Origin of the sequence: Streptomyces sp. AC512_CC834 (assembly GCF_019049325.1) — a bacterium.
In the GTDB taxonomy this organism is placed as follows: domain Bacteria; phylum Actinomycetota; class Actinomycetes; order Streptomycetales; family Streptomycetaceae; genus Streptomyces.
This window is the reverse complement of record NZ_JAGMUO010000013.1, coordinates 114,096-127,546: the sequence shown is the minus strand read 5'-3', so window position 1 is coordinate 127,546 and position 13,451 is coordinate 114,096. Positions and strand designations below refer to the sequence as shown.

The window sequence follows — 13,451 nt, the reverse complement described above, 5'->3', positions numbered from 1 at the left end:
GCCGTGCGGGGAAGTGGGACGGGGGAAGTGGGGCGGGGGAGAGGGACCGGGGGGGTGGGGCAGGTTCTCAGACGCGGATGACCTGCGGCCCGAGCAGCGAGTAGCGGTGGGCCTCGGCTGTGGGCAGCAGCGTGCTGGTGACGATGGCCTCCAGGGCGCCGACCTCCGCGAACCGGCAGAAGCTCACCGCGCCGAACTTGGTGTGCGCGCCCGCGAACACCGTGCGGCGGGCGGCGCGGATGGCCTGCGCCTTGACCTCGCTGACCGCGGGGTCGGGGGTGGTGAGGCCGTGCTCGCGGGAGATGCCGTTGGCACCGATGTACGCCAGGTCGATGACGAAACCGGCCAGCATCTTCGTCGTCCAGTGGTCGACGGTGGCCAGGGTGCCCGAACGGACCCGGCCGCCGAGCAGCAGGACGGAGGTGTCGCCGGCCTCGGCCAGTGCGCCGGCGACCGGCAGGGACGCGGTGACCACGGTCAGCGGACGGTCCCGGGGCAGGGCCTCGGCGATGAGCTGGGGGGTGAAGCCCTCGTCGACGAAGACCGTCTCCGCGTCGCCGAGCAGCTCGACGGCGGCGGAGGCGATCCGGCGCTTCTCGGGCACGTGGCTGGTGGCGCGGAAGGCGAGGGTGGTCTCGAAACCGGCACTCTCCACGGGGTAGGCGCCGCCGTGGGTGCGGCGGACCAGGCCGTGGTCCTCCAGGGCGCGCAGATCCCGTCGTACGGTCTCCTTGGCGACGCCCAGTTCGGCGGCGAGCGCGGTGACGTCGACCGACCCGGTGGCGCGGGCGACCCGCACGATCTCGCGTTGGCGTTCCTCCGCCGTCCTCGTGCCCATGCCGAACACCTGCCTCACCGCCTCGTCGCCGTGTGGTTGCCCGTTCGGGCCCGTGTGACCCTTGGGGGAAGTTCTACAGCGGCCACGCGGCACTGACCAGGCCTGTTGCGGACCCGATACTGCCCGTGTGTGCCCGTTTCCGGCGCCGGGTGCCCGTCTCGGACCTGGGGCGCAGCGCGGGGAGGGGTGAGAACGGGCAGCCCGGATGCCCGCATACGGAAGCGGACGGGCCCGTTCGGTGCCCGTCCGCTTCTTGTGGGGTCGTCTTCCGGTCAGTACGGCCAAATCGGGGGGTCGGTCACGAAGTGGCCGCCCAGGCGGGCGTGCGCCGGGTTGTCCGGGTCCAGCTCGCCCTGCTCGGCCACGAGCTTGTCGGCGTACGGCTCGGAGTCGTCGCGCGGCTCGTAACCGAGCGCCCGCGCGGAGGTGAGGTCCCACCACAGGCGGGTGTTGGCGGAGGAGCCGTGGACGACGGTGTGCCCGACGTTCTCGGCGGTGAGCGCGGCGTCGAAGAGGCGGGCGCCGTCCGCGGGGCTCATCCACACCGAGAGCATGCGCACGCTGGTCGGCTCCGGGAAGCAGGAGCCGATGCGGACGGAGACGGTCTCGATGCCGTGCTTGTCCCAGTAGAGCTGGGCGAGGTCCTCGCCGAAGCACTTGGACAGTCCGTAGAAGGTGTCCGGGCGCCGCGGGGTGTCGATCGGGATGAGCGGGTCGTCGCCCCGGGGGCGCGGGGTGTAGCCGACGGCGTGGTTGGAGGAGGCGAAGACGACGCGGCCGACGCCTTCCTCGCGGGCGGCCTCGTACAGGTTGTACGTGCCCTCGATGTTTGCCTTCAGGATCTTCTCGAAGGGGGCTTCCAGGGAGATGCCCGCGAGGTGGATGATCGCGTCGACGCCACGGACCGCCTCGCGCAGCGCGTCCCGGTCCGCGAGGTCGGCGACGATCGCGTCCGGCTCGCCCTCGATCGGACGCAGGTCGAGCAGGCGCAGCTCGTAACCGTGGTCGGGGAGCAGGCCCCGCATCAGGGTGCCGAGGCCGCCGGCGGCGCCGGTGAGCAGGACGGTGCGGGGAGCGGGCATCCTCGGGATCTCCTGGGTCTCCTGAGCGGCAGCCGTACTGATGCATGCCTGGCGTTCATATGTGTGGACACGCTAAGGAATGGGTGCTCACGCGTCAAGAGGGTGCCTGCTTGACGGTGTTCGCGGGGCGGCTTAGCGTGGTCGCGTTCAGAAATATAGACGCAGATCACGCATATGACGAATATGTCGATGATCCTGAATACGGAACGGGGAGCGCCTGTGACCTCAGCCCCTCTCGCCACCCGGCTCACCGCCCCCCGCGGGCCGCTGTTCTTCCCCGTCACGGCGTACGGCCCCGACGGCGCTCTCGACCTCTCGGTCTACCGCACGCATGTGCGCCGCGGGGTCGAGGCCGGCGCCGCCGCCGTGTTCGCCTGCTGCGGCACCGGAGAGTTCCACGCCCTCACGCCCGAGGAGTTCGAGGCCTGCGTCCGGGCCGCCGTCGAGGAGACCGCGGGACGAATGCCCGTCGTGGCCGGCGCGGGCTACGGCACCGCCCTCGCCGTGCGCTACGCCCGCCTCGCCGAGGAGGCCGGGGCCGACGGGCTGCTCGCCATGCCGCCCTACCTCGTGCTCGCCGGACAGGAGGGGCTGGTGCGGCACTACCGGGAAGTGGCCGCCTCGACCTCCCTGCCCGTGGTCGTCTACCAGCGCGACAACGCCGTGTTCACCCCGCGGAGTGTGGTCGAACTCGCCCACACGGACGGCATCGTCGGCCTCAAGGACGGGCTCGGCGACCTCGACCTCATGCAGCGGATCATCAGCGCGGTGCGCACCTCGCCGCCCGGCGGCGAGGACTTCCTCTACTTCAACGGCCTGCCGACCGCCGAACAGACCCAGCTCGCCTACCGCGCCCTCGGCGTCACCCTCTACTCGTCCGCCGCGTTCTGCTTCGCCCCCGAGATCGCCCTCGCCTTCCACCGGGCGCTGCGCACGGGCGACGAGGCCACCGTGCACCGTCTGCTGGACGGCTTCTACCGGCCCTTCATCGAACTGCGCGCCCAGGGCCGCGGATACGCCGTCGCCCTGGTCAAGGCGGGCGTACGGCTACGCGGCCTGGACGTGGGCGAGGTGCGCACGCCGCTCCAGGAGCCGACCGAGGACCACGTGAAGCAGCTCGCCCAGATCATCGACCGGGGCTACACGCTGCTCGACGCGAAGACGAACACGGAGACGGACGCGAAGACGGACGCGGAGGAGGCCCGATGAAGACATCGGCATTCGTCTACCCCTGGGACGTCAACGGCGACCCGGCAGCCCCCGCCCGCGTCGCGGACCTCGGCGTGGCGCAGGCGACGCTCGCCTCCGCCTACCACTCCACCCGCGCCCTCACCCCCCGCCACCCGCGCCACCGCGTCGTCACCGCCGAACACGCCGCCGTCCTCTACCCCCCGGACCCCGCCCGCTGGCAGGGCCGTACGCCCCGCCCGTACGAGGCAGGCGACTGGGCACCCGGCGACGCGTACGGCGAGGCAGCCGCCGCCCTCACGGACGCGGGCCTGGAGGTGCACACCTGGGTCGTCCTCGCCCACAACTCCCGCCTCGGCGCGGAGCACCCCCACACCTCCGTCATCAACGCCTACGGCGACCGCTACCCCTGGGCGCCCTGCATCGCCCAGCCCCCCACACGCGCGTACCTCACCGACCTGGCCGCCGAGGCGGCGGTGCGCCCCGGGGCGCGCGGCACCGAACTGGAGTCGCTGGGCTGGTACGGCCTCGCCCACCTGCACGCCCACGACAAGACCGGCGGGGTGGCCCTCGGGGACGCCGGGCAGTACCTGATGTCGCTGTGCTTCTGCCCCGACTGCCGTTCGGGATACGACGGCCGGGGCCTCGACCCCGACGAACTGGCCACCGCCGTACGCACCGCGCTGGAACCGGTGTGGCGCGGCGCGGCTCCCTCGGCCGGGGGCTGGCCGGGGGTGGAGAAGCTGCTGGGCGAGGCGAGGGCGAACGCCACGCGCGCGTGGCGGGACGACAGGGCCCGCACCCTCCAGGAGGCGGCAGTCTCGGCGGTCCGCGCCGCCGCGCCCACCGGCTTCCAGGTCCTGCTGCACGCCGACCCGGTGTCCTACCACTGCGGCGCCAACGCCGGCGTCGACCCCGCGCACATCCTCTCCGTCGCGGACGGCGTGGTCGTACCCTGCACGGGCGGCCCGGGCCTCCTGACACCCTTCGCCGAACAGAACCGCACCGGTGCCGTCCTCGCCGCCAACTTCACCGTGGTCGCCGGCATGGGCGGCAGCCCGCACACCCTCGCAGCCGACGCCGCCCGCACCCGCGACCTGGGCGCGACGGAACTGCGGCTGTATCACGCCGGGTTGGCGTCGGAGGGGGATCTGGAGGGGGTGCGGGTGGGGCTTGGGGCGGGGTGAGGGCGGGCGGTCCTGGTGCGGGGGCCGCCCGTGCGGACTGCGACTACCGCGATGGCGACGCAGCAAAGAGGTCTAGCGTGTCGCTCCGGGCGGTGCGGCAGACCTCGGTTCCGTAGTGCGACCAGGGGCAGGCCGTTAGTCTCCCGGCCATGACTGACTATGTGCAGGTCTCGACCGCTACGCCCGCCCGTGAGGAAGCCGTCAGTCTCGCCCAGGGGGCGGTCAAGGCGCGACTGGCCGTCGGCGCGCAATCGTGACGCGGATCAGCGGGACGCCCTGCTGCCTGACCTGGATCAGCGACAACGTGCGCCCCGAGTCCTAGGAGCAGGCGCGCTCCACCACCTCCCGGACGACCGGAAGTGGTGCCCTGCGCCGGCCGAGCTGCGCCAGCACAACTGGACGACATGTACGCCCAGATCATTCCGACGCACTCCCTTTCGGAGGGCGAGGTCGTCTACGTGAACATTCCAGACGACTGAGTTCCGACGCTCACACCACCCCGCACCGCAACGAAGAACACCCCATGTCCGTTGTGGACGCAGGGTGTTCCACGTTGGTGGGTCAGAGCTTCTCGAGCCCGTTGAGCAGCTTGATCAAAAGCTGAGGATCCGCCTCGGGGAGCAGGACGTTCAACGGCTCCTTCGGCTCCCGCTGCGGAAGGCGGGGCAGTTGCGCGTCCATCGCCAACTCAGCCCAGACCACCTTGCCGCCGGACTGCGGGAAGAAGTGACCGACGTGCAGCGCCAGGGCCTCCACGATGAACAACCCCCTTCCGCCCTCGGCCCACTCCTCCGTGTCGGCCTTCGCTTGAACGGGCAGTTCATCGGAGTTGTCCCACACCTGGATGGTCACGGAGTGGCCGTGTCCGTAGATGCCGACATGAAGTAGCCGTACATCTTCGAGCTGGCTCCAGGTCGGGTTGGCGGTCACCACGCCAGTGGCCTTGACGGCGTTGGTCACCAGCTCCGAGACGACCAACTGAGCGTTGTCGACGAGGTGAGGGACGTTCCACTGCCGCAACGTGTGCGCAGTGAAGACGCGCGAGCAACTGACGGCCGTCAGCGTCGCCGCCAGGCGGATGTGTGAAACGAGCGTACTCACGACGGCCCCACATTCAGTGCGATCTCAAACCACACGCTCTTGCCGATGACCCGAGGGGTCACACCCCAGCGATCAGCGAGAGTGGCGACGACGATCAGCCCGCGCCCCGACTCCCGAGGTTCACCATCGAGAGAAACCGGCCGCATCACACGGGGCTGACCGGTCGCTGCGTCGCGGACATCCACGCGCAGCCGATCGCTGAGCAAGCCATAGGTCACATGTACTTGACTGCCGCGCCCTGTAGTGCCGTGGACCACTGCGTTCGTGACTAACTCGGAGACGAGCAAAACCAAGTCGTCGACCAGCTCGGAGTGTTGCCACTTGTCGGCTAACGCCCTGGCATCAGCGCGTGCGGCCCGGATGGCAGGACGTTGCCGCCGGTACCGCACCTGTTCCGTCTTCTGGACAGTCACCTTGCCCCCTTAGGTCGGATTGGGGCGGCTACGAGGTGATCGGAAGTGCGTAACCCCATGGTCACAGATAGCCACGGTAGGTACTGTGCATCTTGAAGTACCCAAAGTGTCAAGTCCCCACTTTGGGGAGTGAGTACGGGCTGTTGCCGCCACCGTGCGCGGGCGGCACACTTGACCTGCACGAAGGAGTAGAGGAGGGGGCGCTACCGTGCCCATCAACAGCAACCCGACGATCCGTCAGCGCCGTTTGGCCAGACGGCTTCGCGAGCTGCGGACGGCTGCCGGGTTGACGCATGCAGACGCTGCCAAGGCACTTGGATCGGCCGAATCAAAGATCGGTCGCATCGAGAACGCCCAGTCCGGCATCCGCCTTCCGGACCTTCGCGCCTTGATGGACGTCTACAACGTCACGGACCCTGCGGAACGCGCAGAGATCGAAGCCCTGTCGCGTGAGGCCAAGCAAAAGGGGTGGTGGTCGCGCTACACCAACGCGGTCGACTCGGCGTATGCCGCGTACGTCGCCGTGGAGTGGGATGCGGCAGAGTTGTACAACGTCGAAACCAACTTGGTTCCCGGGCTTCTGCAAACGCCCGAATACACCCGAGCACTCATTGAGCTACAGGTGCCGGACGCCACCAGTGAGCACGTCGAAACACAGATCAACATGCGTCGCGACCGCCGGAAGGTGCTGACGCGAGACACGCCGTTGCAGCTCTGGGTGATCATCGCGGAGAGCGTCTTGCATCACCGTGTCGGCTCACTTGAGATCATGAAAGCCCAACTCGAAGCGCTGGTGGAAGACAGCAGGCGCTCGAACGTGCAGCTTCAGGTGCTGCCGCAGGAAGACCCCATGAACGCCTGTCTCTTCGGGCCGTTCGTCATCATGAGCTTCCCGGCATCAAGTGAGACGGACATCATTTATGCCGAGTCGCCGACAAGTACGCTCTACTACGAGGAACCGGCTGACGTCGACACCTACACCACGCTGTTTCGTCGCTTGAACATGGCCGCAGCGAACGTAAGTAACTCACGGGCGCTCATCTTGGACGCCATAAAGGAAATGGAATAGACGGTGAAGCCTTACATCGAGCGCGCTTTGGCTGCCGGACTGGAGTGGGTGAAGTCCTCGTACTCCGGCAACAACGGCAACTGCGTGGAGGTTGCCGCCCTTCCTGGCGGCCGAGCGGTGCGTGACAGCAAGCACCCAGACGGCCCGGTCCTAGTCCTGTCCGCCGCCGAGTTCAGCGCCTTTGTTCAGGGAGTCTTGGACGGCGGCTTCAACCGGCCGTAGCGAGCCGAGTAGAAGAAGTGTTCAAGAGCGCCCGATCGGCGCGTGAGATCGGGCGCTCTTGGCCGTTTGCGGGGCGTAGGGCGCCCACCAGGGCCGTTGCGCGCTCCGACACCAGCGGCGCGGCAGCCGACCTGGCGTATGCTCGCTCCCTGTCCGACAATGTGGAGGGCGCGGCCGAGGCGCTGGCGCCGTTCTGGGAAGTGTCGGCGGAGCAGCGCAAAAACGGGCGTCGTCGTCCGCACGGCCCGGATCGGCAGGCACCTCGCACGGCCGCACTACCACGGCTCGCAACTCCCGTCGTAGCTGCGGGAACAGGTCGAGGGAATCACCCGGGTCTCCCCGCCGTACCGACTCGGCCCGTCTGCGGCTCTCCTGTCGATCGGACCCTGATCACAGAGAGCGCAGCGACCGTACGGATCACAGAGAGCGCAGGAACCGGACCACTGGGATTCACAAGGAGGCGATGATTCGCTCCTCCTTGTCCGCCGCGATTCCGTGCTCCGCCCGTCGCGGATGGTCCACGGGACGCCCGTCTCCCGCCCACCACTTCCAGGTGTCCCGCACCGTGTCGGCAATCGGTCGGCAGCGAAGACCCGCCTCGACCGCACGCCGGGCGTCGACCGACCAGACACCGGCATGGGTGCGCCACAGGGGTACCTCGGTCCACTGCTTCACGCGGTGCTCCGTCAGCACGTCCGGTTCCACCCAGACCGGCGTCCCGTCGCTCCCGGTGACCCGCAAGCACTCGGTGAGGAAGTCGCCGAACGAGGTCCCGTCGGGATGCGTGACGTTGAAGGCACCGCGGCCCGTGCCGGCCGCCTGGTGCACGGCGAAGGTGGCGACGTCCCGGACGTCCACTGGCTGGATCCGTTGCTCCGCAGGCGCGGGCGCGAGCATGCGGCCGCCGCGCTTCGCGCGCTCCAGCCACCAGGGCAGCCGGCCCACGTACTCGCCGGGCCCCAGAATGACTCCCGGCCGGAGGAAGACCGCTTCGTCGCCGAAGGCCTCGGCAACGGCCCGCTCTCCGCCGGCCTTCTGGAAGCCGTACTTCGTGGGGCTGCCGTTATCCCCGGTGTAGCCGAACGAGCCGTCGTCATCGGCCGGGCACCGCAGCAGGGGGGGGGAGTCCTCCGTCAACGGCTCGTGTGGCCAGCCTTCGTAGACGGAGACGGTGGACAGGTGCACCCAACGGCGCGCACGCCCGGCCAGCGTGGTGGTGGCCAGAAGGACGTCGCGGGGCGGCAGCTCCGAGCTGGACGTGTCGACGACGGCGTCCCACGGGCCGCGCTGCGCGAGCTTTCGCAGATCCTCCTGGACCGTACGGTCTCCGTGCACCGCCTCCACACCCGGCGCGTCTACGCCGGACCGACCGCGGTTGAAGGTGGTGACGTCCCACCCCCTCGCCAACGCGGTCTCCACAATCGCCTTGCCCAGAAACCACGTTCCGCCCATGACGAGAATCCTCATGCCCCGATCCTGCCCTGCCCGGAGCCCCGGCGACAGGGCAGGCTACGTCTCCGGCAGGCGCGGCGAATGCGGGGGCTTGCATGTCAGAGGTGGCTGCGATGCTGGGAGCGTGATCCCTTGGAACCTGCTCGACATCGACAGAGCCCTGCGAGCCAGTTGGGCTGCCGACACCTGTTCGCCGGACGACCGTGACCGGGCCGAGTGGCTGCCCGGCAATCCTGCCTGGGGACATTGCGACATCACAGCCTTGATCGTCAACGACGTCTTCGGCGGCAATCTCAGAGTCGGCGAGGTGTACCTTGACGGTGAGCAGCTCGGCTTCCACTGGTGGAACGAGCTGCCCAGCGGTATTGAGCTCGATCTGACGCGCGAGCAGTTTCAGCTCGGACAGACCGTCACTGGCGCCCGTGTCGTCGAGCGGCCACCGGGCCCGCTGTCCCGCCGCTGGAAGGAGTACCTCCTGCTGCGTGAGCGCGTAGTCAAGCACCTCGGTCCGCTTCCGGAGCCGGTGTAAGGGAAGGGTGGGGTCAGCCAGCACCTCCGAACATAGGCGGTCGGCCGGCCCCAGAAGTGGCTATGAATTCACACCGCACCTTGCGCCACCGCCGCACCGTCCGCTCCGTGACCCGCAGATCGGCCGCGATCACCGTGGCCTCATCACCGCGCTCGAACCGCTCGGCCGCCTCCAGCCTCAGCTGTTCCCGCTTCTCCTGCTCGGGGCCGTATACCCGCCCCTCTGTGCGTACCGCGTGATCCCGTTGTACCGCAGGGATCATGGACCGTCACGACCCCGCAGGCGCTACGAGTTCAACCTGAGTACGCGACGAACTGGCCTGGCGACCCGGCCGGATCAACGCCGGCATCCGCCGCACCCGGTGCGGGCCAGTCGGCGCGGTGGTGTCCGCGCTGCGCCTGGCCCTCGGCGCCCAGGACGGCACCACCGAGCTGTGCGCTCGGCATGCGGGTGACTGGTGCGGGATTCTCGTGCGTTTCACCGGGGCAACCCTCTATCGTTCCTGCCTCCGCCGGACTCCGTCGAGGACCGGCAGTTGGAGGCGTCCCGTTCCAACCTGCGCCCCGCCTACCAGGTTGTGCGCGGTGTTTCGTTGCAACCATTTCCGTCCGGGAGGAACCGGCCATGACCACTCACGCCGTACGCCTCGAAAGCGCCGACGCGGCCGTGACCGTCGTCTCCGCCGAGCAGGCCGTCACCGACTGGTCCGCCCGCTACTTCGGCACCTGGTGGAAGGCCGCCGACGCCGACCCCGCGAGCAACTGCGCCGGGCCACTGGTCACGGCCGACGTGGACAACCGGGAGTACGACGCCATGGCCCTGGCTGTCACTCAGTCCCCGCACACGAGCACCGCGTACGCGCGGGCGCAACTGCTCCTTGCCGGGGGCGTGTCCGGCGGTGTGATCCGGGCGGTGTCGCCGGAGGGCGCGCTCGCCTACCGGTCGGAGCCGGGGGCGGGGCGGCTGGACGTCGTCGGCTGCCGCACTGAGGACGTCGCCACGGCGACCGCCCGCCTGGCCCGGGAGATGGTGCGGGGTCTGCTGCTGCGGGACGGCTGGGCGGTGCTGCACGCCTCGGCCGTCGTCCAGGACGGGCGCACGGTCCTGACCTTCGGCGGCAAGGGCGCGGGCAAGACCACGACCGCTCTCGCCCTGGCCTCCCGTCACGGGCTCGGCCTCCTCGCCAACGACCGCGTGTTCGTCCGGCCGGGCGAGCGGGGCGGCGTGGACGTCCTGCCCTGGCCTTCGGCGGCGGCCGTCGGCCTCGGCCTGCTGGAGGCGCTGGGCTGGTTCGAGACCGCCCGGGAGCGTCTGGAGGCGGGCGAGGTGCTGCACCCGACACAGGACAAGCGGGTTACGGAGGCTCTGCTGGCCGGGGACCGCGCGCCGTTGTGGGAGCGCGGCAAGGAACTGAAGACGCAGGTGTTCCCGGACCAGTTCACCAGTTGGTTCGGCGTCCCCCTGGCGACCGAGGGCGAGGCCGCGGTGCTGGTGTTCCCCAGGATCGAGGCCGGCGCCGTCCCGGCCGTCGAGGAGACCGGCCGCGCGCTGGGCGGGGCGGACTTCATGAGCGGCAGGACGGAGGACCGCTACCCGGACGTGTTCGGGCTCCTCGGGGTCGACGGCGGTGGCACTGCGGCCGCCCGCGAGAACGTCGCCCGGCGCCTGGCGGAGCTGCCGCACCACTCGGTCGTCCTCGGTCACGACGTGGCTGCGAACGCCGACTTCCTGGCCAAGGTCACCGGGCTCGCGGCGTAGCCGGCTCCCGCCTCGTCAGGCCCTGGCACGGCACTTGGGAGCCGATCTGCTCGGCGATGCGCAGCCGGTAGTTCGGGCACTCGGTGATGTCCTCGTACTCGCAGTGCAGGCCGCCCTCGATGAGCTCCAACGAGGCCCGGGCCGCGGCAATTCTCGATCGGAGGTCCTCGGCCTCGGCCCGCAGGATCTCGTGCCGGGTAGCGCGGTCGACGGTGGCGGACAGGCTTCTGATGGCGCCCAGGCCGAGGCCGGCCTCCTTCAATATGAGGATCGTCGCCACGCGGGTGAGGTCACCCGCACCGTAGCGGCGACGTCCGCCCGCGTCCCGTACGGGGTGCAGCAAGCCCATCGACTCCCAATGCCGCAGGACGTGCGTGGCCAGACCGAACCGTGCCGCGAGGGCGCCGATGCTCATCGCGGTCGCGTCGCTGTCTCCGCTTGACTTCATGCCGACATTAAGTCGCAGCCTGGCGTCCATGGCCAAGAACCAGGAAGCGGTGGAAAAGCACCGCGACACCAAGGCACTGCTGTCCGTCCTCGACGCTGCGGACCAGATGCCGAGCGCCACTCGGCTGCGGGCCCGCTCCTACGAATTGCTGTCCCTGGTCCCGGACTCGACTGTCGTGGACGTCGGCTGCGGTGCCGGACGCGCCGTCGCCGAGTTGGCCGGACGCGGCGTTCACGCGGTGGGCGTGGATCCCGACCAGTGGATGCTGGGCGCGGCCCGGGAACGGTGGCCGGCGGCCGAGTTCCGGGAGGCGGGGGCGGAGGATCTGCCGTTCGCCGACGGAAGTGTGCGCGGCTACCGTGCCGACAAGGTCTTCCACGTACTTCAGGAGCCGGGGCGCGCGGTGGCGGAAGCGCGGCGGATCCTCTGCCCGGGCGGCAGGATCGTCCTGGTCGGGCAGGACTGGGACGCTCTCATGATCGACTCGGATGACGCGGCACTCACCCGCACGATCGTGCATGCCCGCGCCGAACTCCTGGGCACGCCCCGCGCCGGCCGCCAGTACCGCAATCTGCTCCTGGACGGCGGCTTCAGCGACGTCTCCGTCGAGGTGCACACCAGCGTGTTCACCGACCCCAAGATGCTGTCCCTGCTCACCAGGCTCGCCGAGCCGGCCTGCACGAGCGGCGCCGTCGGCCGTGACCAGGCCGACGAGTGGCTCGCCGAGCAGCGCCGACGCGCCGAGGCCGACCGCTTCCTCATCGCCATTCCGTTCTTCGTTGCCGCCGCCTCCGCCTCCGCCCAGACGTACTGATCGGGGACGTTGATCAATCGTGTGAGGGGTGGCTCGTTGTCGCAGCGGTGCGACATGGCCCTTCCTGATCCGAGCGGCGCAGGAGGGGCCACGGGTCGTGTTCAGCGCTTGAGCAGGGGCACAACGGCGTGGGCGAACTCCGCCGGCTCGGCGCTCGCGCCCACGTGGTTGCCGGGCATGTCGATCAGGGGCAGTCCCAGCCGGTCGCCGAGTGCTTGGGTGGCCCGGCGCGCCATCTGGTGATGGCTCAGCGCGCCGGCGCACAGCGCCGCCGATATCCGACGGGTGGCTTCGATGTCGGGCACGTAGAAGACCGTGGGGCCGGCCATCTGTCCCAGGAAGTAGCGGTTCTTGTCGAGTTCCTCAGCCGGCAGCCCGGATAGAGCCATGTGCGTGGGAGGCGTTTGGTCCGGGCCTGTGTGGTGGCCCGCGCCGCTGAAGTCAAAGAACTCTTGCACCGCCCATTGAGGGTTACTTTCCGCCGCTGCGAACGCTGCCCTGGCGCGGTCTGCCAGGTCCGCGTCGTCCAGGAGGGACACAAGGGGCGGCTCATGCAGGACAGCCCGGCCGACCAGGTGGGGATGCTGCCTGGCCAGTTCCAGCAGCGTCACGGCACCACCACTGGTACCGACGAACAGCGCGGGCCCGCCGGTGAACCGGTCGACGAGTGCAGCAAGGTCCCCAGCCATGACCTCGGGCGTGGGCGCAGCCATCCCCGCCACGTCGCGGCTGGCACCGATGCCGCGCGGATCGTGGGTGACGACGCTGAACTGTCCCGCAAGCTCGTTCGCCAGCGCTGCAAAGCCGGCTCGCCCCGCCGGCGCGCCGACGAGGAACAGCAGTGGCCCCTCACCCTGGACGCTGAAGGCGATCGTGCAGTCCGGCCGGTCGAGAAGTTCTGGCGAGCTTGTGATCCGATCGCTGTAGTCCGTGATTTTCCGGGTAATCACTTCGAGGGCGCGGTCCAGCTCCTCGCGACGATCTTGGACGCGACGGTGGTGGGCCATGAGCAACTCCAGCCGGAGTCCGGCTGGATCGGTGGCCTTGTCGTCGGCGCCTGTGAACTGTGCGATGTCGGCCAGTGGCATCCCCGTCTCACGGAGATGAACCAACATGCGGATCAGCTCGACATCGGCCGTCGTGTACTGGCGACGGCCCGCGTTGTCGCGCCGGGGAGACGGCACGATCCCCTGACGTTCGAAGTAGCGCAGCGTGTCGGGTGCCAGACCGATCCGCGCCGAGACCTCCGTGATGCCGAACCGTTCATCTGCCTCATCCATGCCACAAGCCTCAGCGTTGGACCCCGGTACAGGTCAAGCCGGCGTCGCTTCCATGTGATGCGTACTCGAC

General features: G+C 69.6%; 15 protein-coding genes. 7 read left to right on the top strand and 8 right to left on the bottom strand.

Annotated features, from left to right (window positions below; all coding sequences use genetic code 11):
• Positions 1-67 precede the first annotated feature (67 nt).
• Together KUM40_RS04005 and KUM40_RS04000 are read right to left on the bottom strand one after the other, a co-directional pair.
• The gene (locus tag KUM40_RS04005) at positions 68-838 is read right to left on the bottom strand and encodes a DeoR/GlpR family DNA-binding transcription regulator (RefSeq protein WP_217162864.1); all 771 of its coding nucleotides are present in this window, start codon (positions 836-838) and stop codon (positions 68-70) included.
• A 272-nt stretch (positions 839-1,110) separates the two neighbouring features.
• Positions 1,111-1,920, bottom strand: coding sequence for an NAD(P)-dependent oxidoreductase (locus KUM40_RS04000; RefSeq protein ID WP_217162862.1), 810 nt, complete (start codon positions 1,918-1,920; stop codon positions 1,111-1,113).
• 219 nt (positions 1,921-2,139) lie between these two features.
• Between KUM40_RS04000 and KUM40_RS03995 the strand changes: the two genes are divergently transcribed.
• Positions 2,140-3,129 (top strand): 5-dehydro-4-deoxyglucarate dehydratase, encoded by a 990-nt coding sequence (locus KUM40_RS03995; RefSeq protein WP_217162860.1) that lies wholly within the window; start codon positions 2,140-2,142, stop codon positions 3,127-3,129.
• Positions 3,126-4,295: a hypothetical protein gene (locus KUM40_RS03990; protein WP_217162858.1), complete on the top strand. Its 1,170-nt coding sequence runs from the start codon at positions 3,126-3,128 to the stop codon at positions 4,293-4,295. The genes KUM40_RS03995 and KUM40_RS03990 overlap by 4 nt, the downstream gene beginning before the upstream one ends.
• A gap of 561 nt (positions 4,296-4,856) precedes the next feature.
• Here KUM40_RS03990 and KUM40_RS03985 read toward each other — a convergent pair.
• Entirely contained in the window at positions 4,857-5,396 is a 540-nt protein-coding gene (locus KUM40_RS03985; protein ID WP_217162856.1) for an ATP-binding protein, read from the bottom strand.
• On the bottom strand, positions 5,393-5,809 hold the full coding sequence (locus tag KUM40_RS03980) for an ATP-binding protein (protein WP_217162854.1): 417 nt from the start codon (positions 5,807-5,809) through the stop codon (positions 5,393-5,395). Before KUM40_RS03980 ends, KUM40_RS03985 begins: the two co-directional genes overlap by 4 nt.
• A 208-nt stretch (positions 5,810-6,017) precedes the next feature.
• Between KUM40_RS03980 and KUM40_RS03975 the strand changes: the two genes are divergently transcribed.
• Positions 6,018-6,878 carry a helix-turn-helix transcriptional regulator gene (locus tag KUM40_RS03975; RefSeq protein ID WP_217162852.1) on the top strand — a complete coding sequence of 287 codons (861 nt, stop codon included), beginning with the start codon at positions 6,018-6,020 and terminating at the stop codon, positions 6,876-6,878.
• A 3-nt stretch (positions 6,879-6,881) separates the two neighbouring features.
• On the top strand, positions 6,882-7,100 hold the full coding sequence (locus KUM40_RS03970; protein ID WP_217162851.1) for a DUF397 domain-containing protein: 219 nt from the start codon (positions 6,882-6,884) through the stop codon (positions 7,098-7,100).
• 450 nt (positions 7,101-7,550) lie between these two features.
• Here KUM40_RS03970 and KUM40_RS03965 read toward each other — a convergent pair whose 3' ends face one another.
• The gene (locus KUM40_RS03965) at positions 7,551-8,567 is read right to left on the bottom strand and encodes an NAD-dependent epimerase/dehydratase family protein (RefSeq protein ID WP_254394501.1); all 1,017 of its coding nucleotides are present in this window, start codon (positions 8,565-8,567) and stop codon (positions 7,551-7,553) included.
• A 109-nt stretch (positions 8,568-8,676) separates the two neighbouring features.
• Here KUM40_RS03965 and KUM40_RS03960 point away from each other — a divergent pair, with 109 nt between their 5' ends.
• On the top strand, positions 8,677-9,081 hold the full coding sequence (locus KUM40_RS03960) for a hypothetical protein (protein ID WP_217162849.1): 405 nt from the start codon (positions 8,677-8,679) through the stop codon (positions 9,079-9,081).
• Positions 9,082-9,094: 13 nt separating this feature from the next.
• Here the strand turns inward: KUM40_RS03960 and KUM40_RS40995 are convergent, their stop codons facing one another.
• Positions 9,095-9,343: a helix-turn-helix domain-containing protein gene (locus KUM40_RS40995; RefSeq protein ID WP_254394500.1), complete on the bottom strand. Its 249-nt coding sequence runs from the start codon at positions 9,341-9,343 to the stop codon at positions 9,095-9,097.
• Positions 9,344-9,705: 362 nt separating this feature from the next.
• Between KUM40_RS40995 and KUM40_RS03950 the strand changes: the two genes are divergently transcribed.
• The gene (locus KUM40_RS03950) at positions 9,706-10,839 is read left to right on the top strand and encodes a hypothetical protein (RefSeq protein ID WP_217162847.1); all 1,134 of its coding nucleotides are present in this window, start codon (positions 9,706-9,708) and stop codon (positions 10,837-10,839) included.
• Here KUM40_RS03950 and KUM40_RS03945 read toward each other — a convergent pair.
• The gene (locus KUM40_RS03945; protein WP_254394499.1) at positions 10,820-11,287 is read right to left on the bottom strand and encodes a MerR family transcriptional regulator; all 468 of its coding nucleotides are present in this window, start codon (positions 11,285-11,287) and stop codon (positions 10,820-10,822) included. The genes KUM40_RS03950 and KUM40_RS03945 overlap by 20 nt on opposite strands.
• 28 nt (positions 11,288-11,315) lie before the next feature.
• On the opposite strand from KUM40_RS03945, the gene KUM40_RS03940 reads away from it, so the two are divergent.
• Positions 11,316-12,101 carry a methyltransferase domain-containing protein gene (locus KUM40_RS03940; protein WP_217162845.1) on the top strand — a complete coding sequence of 262 codons (786 nt, stop codon included), beginning with the start codon at positions 11,316-11,318 and terminating at the stop codon, positions 12,099-12,101.
• A 101-nt stretch (positions 12,102-12,202) separates the two neighbouring features.
• On the opposite strand, the gene KUM40_RS03935 is transcribed toward KUM40_RS03940, so the two are convergent.
• On the bottom strand, positions 12,203-13,381 hold the full coding sequence (locus tag KUM40_RS03935; protein WP_217162843.1) for an alpha/beta fold hydrolase: 1,179 nt from the start codon (positions 13,379-13,381) through the stop codon (positions 12,203-12,205).
• Between the last annotated feature and the right edge of the window lie 70 nt (positions 13,382-13,451).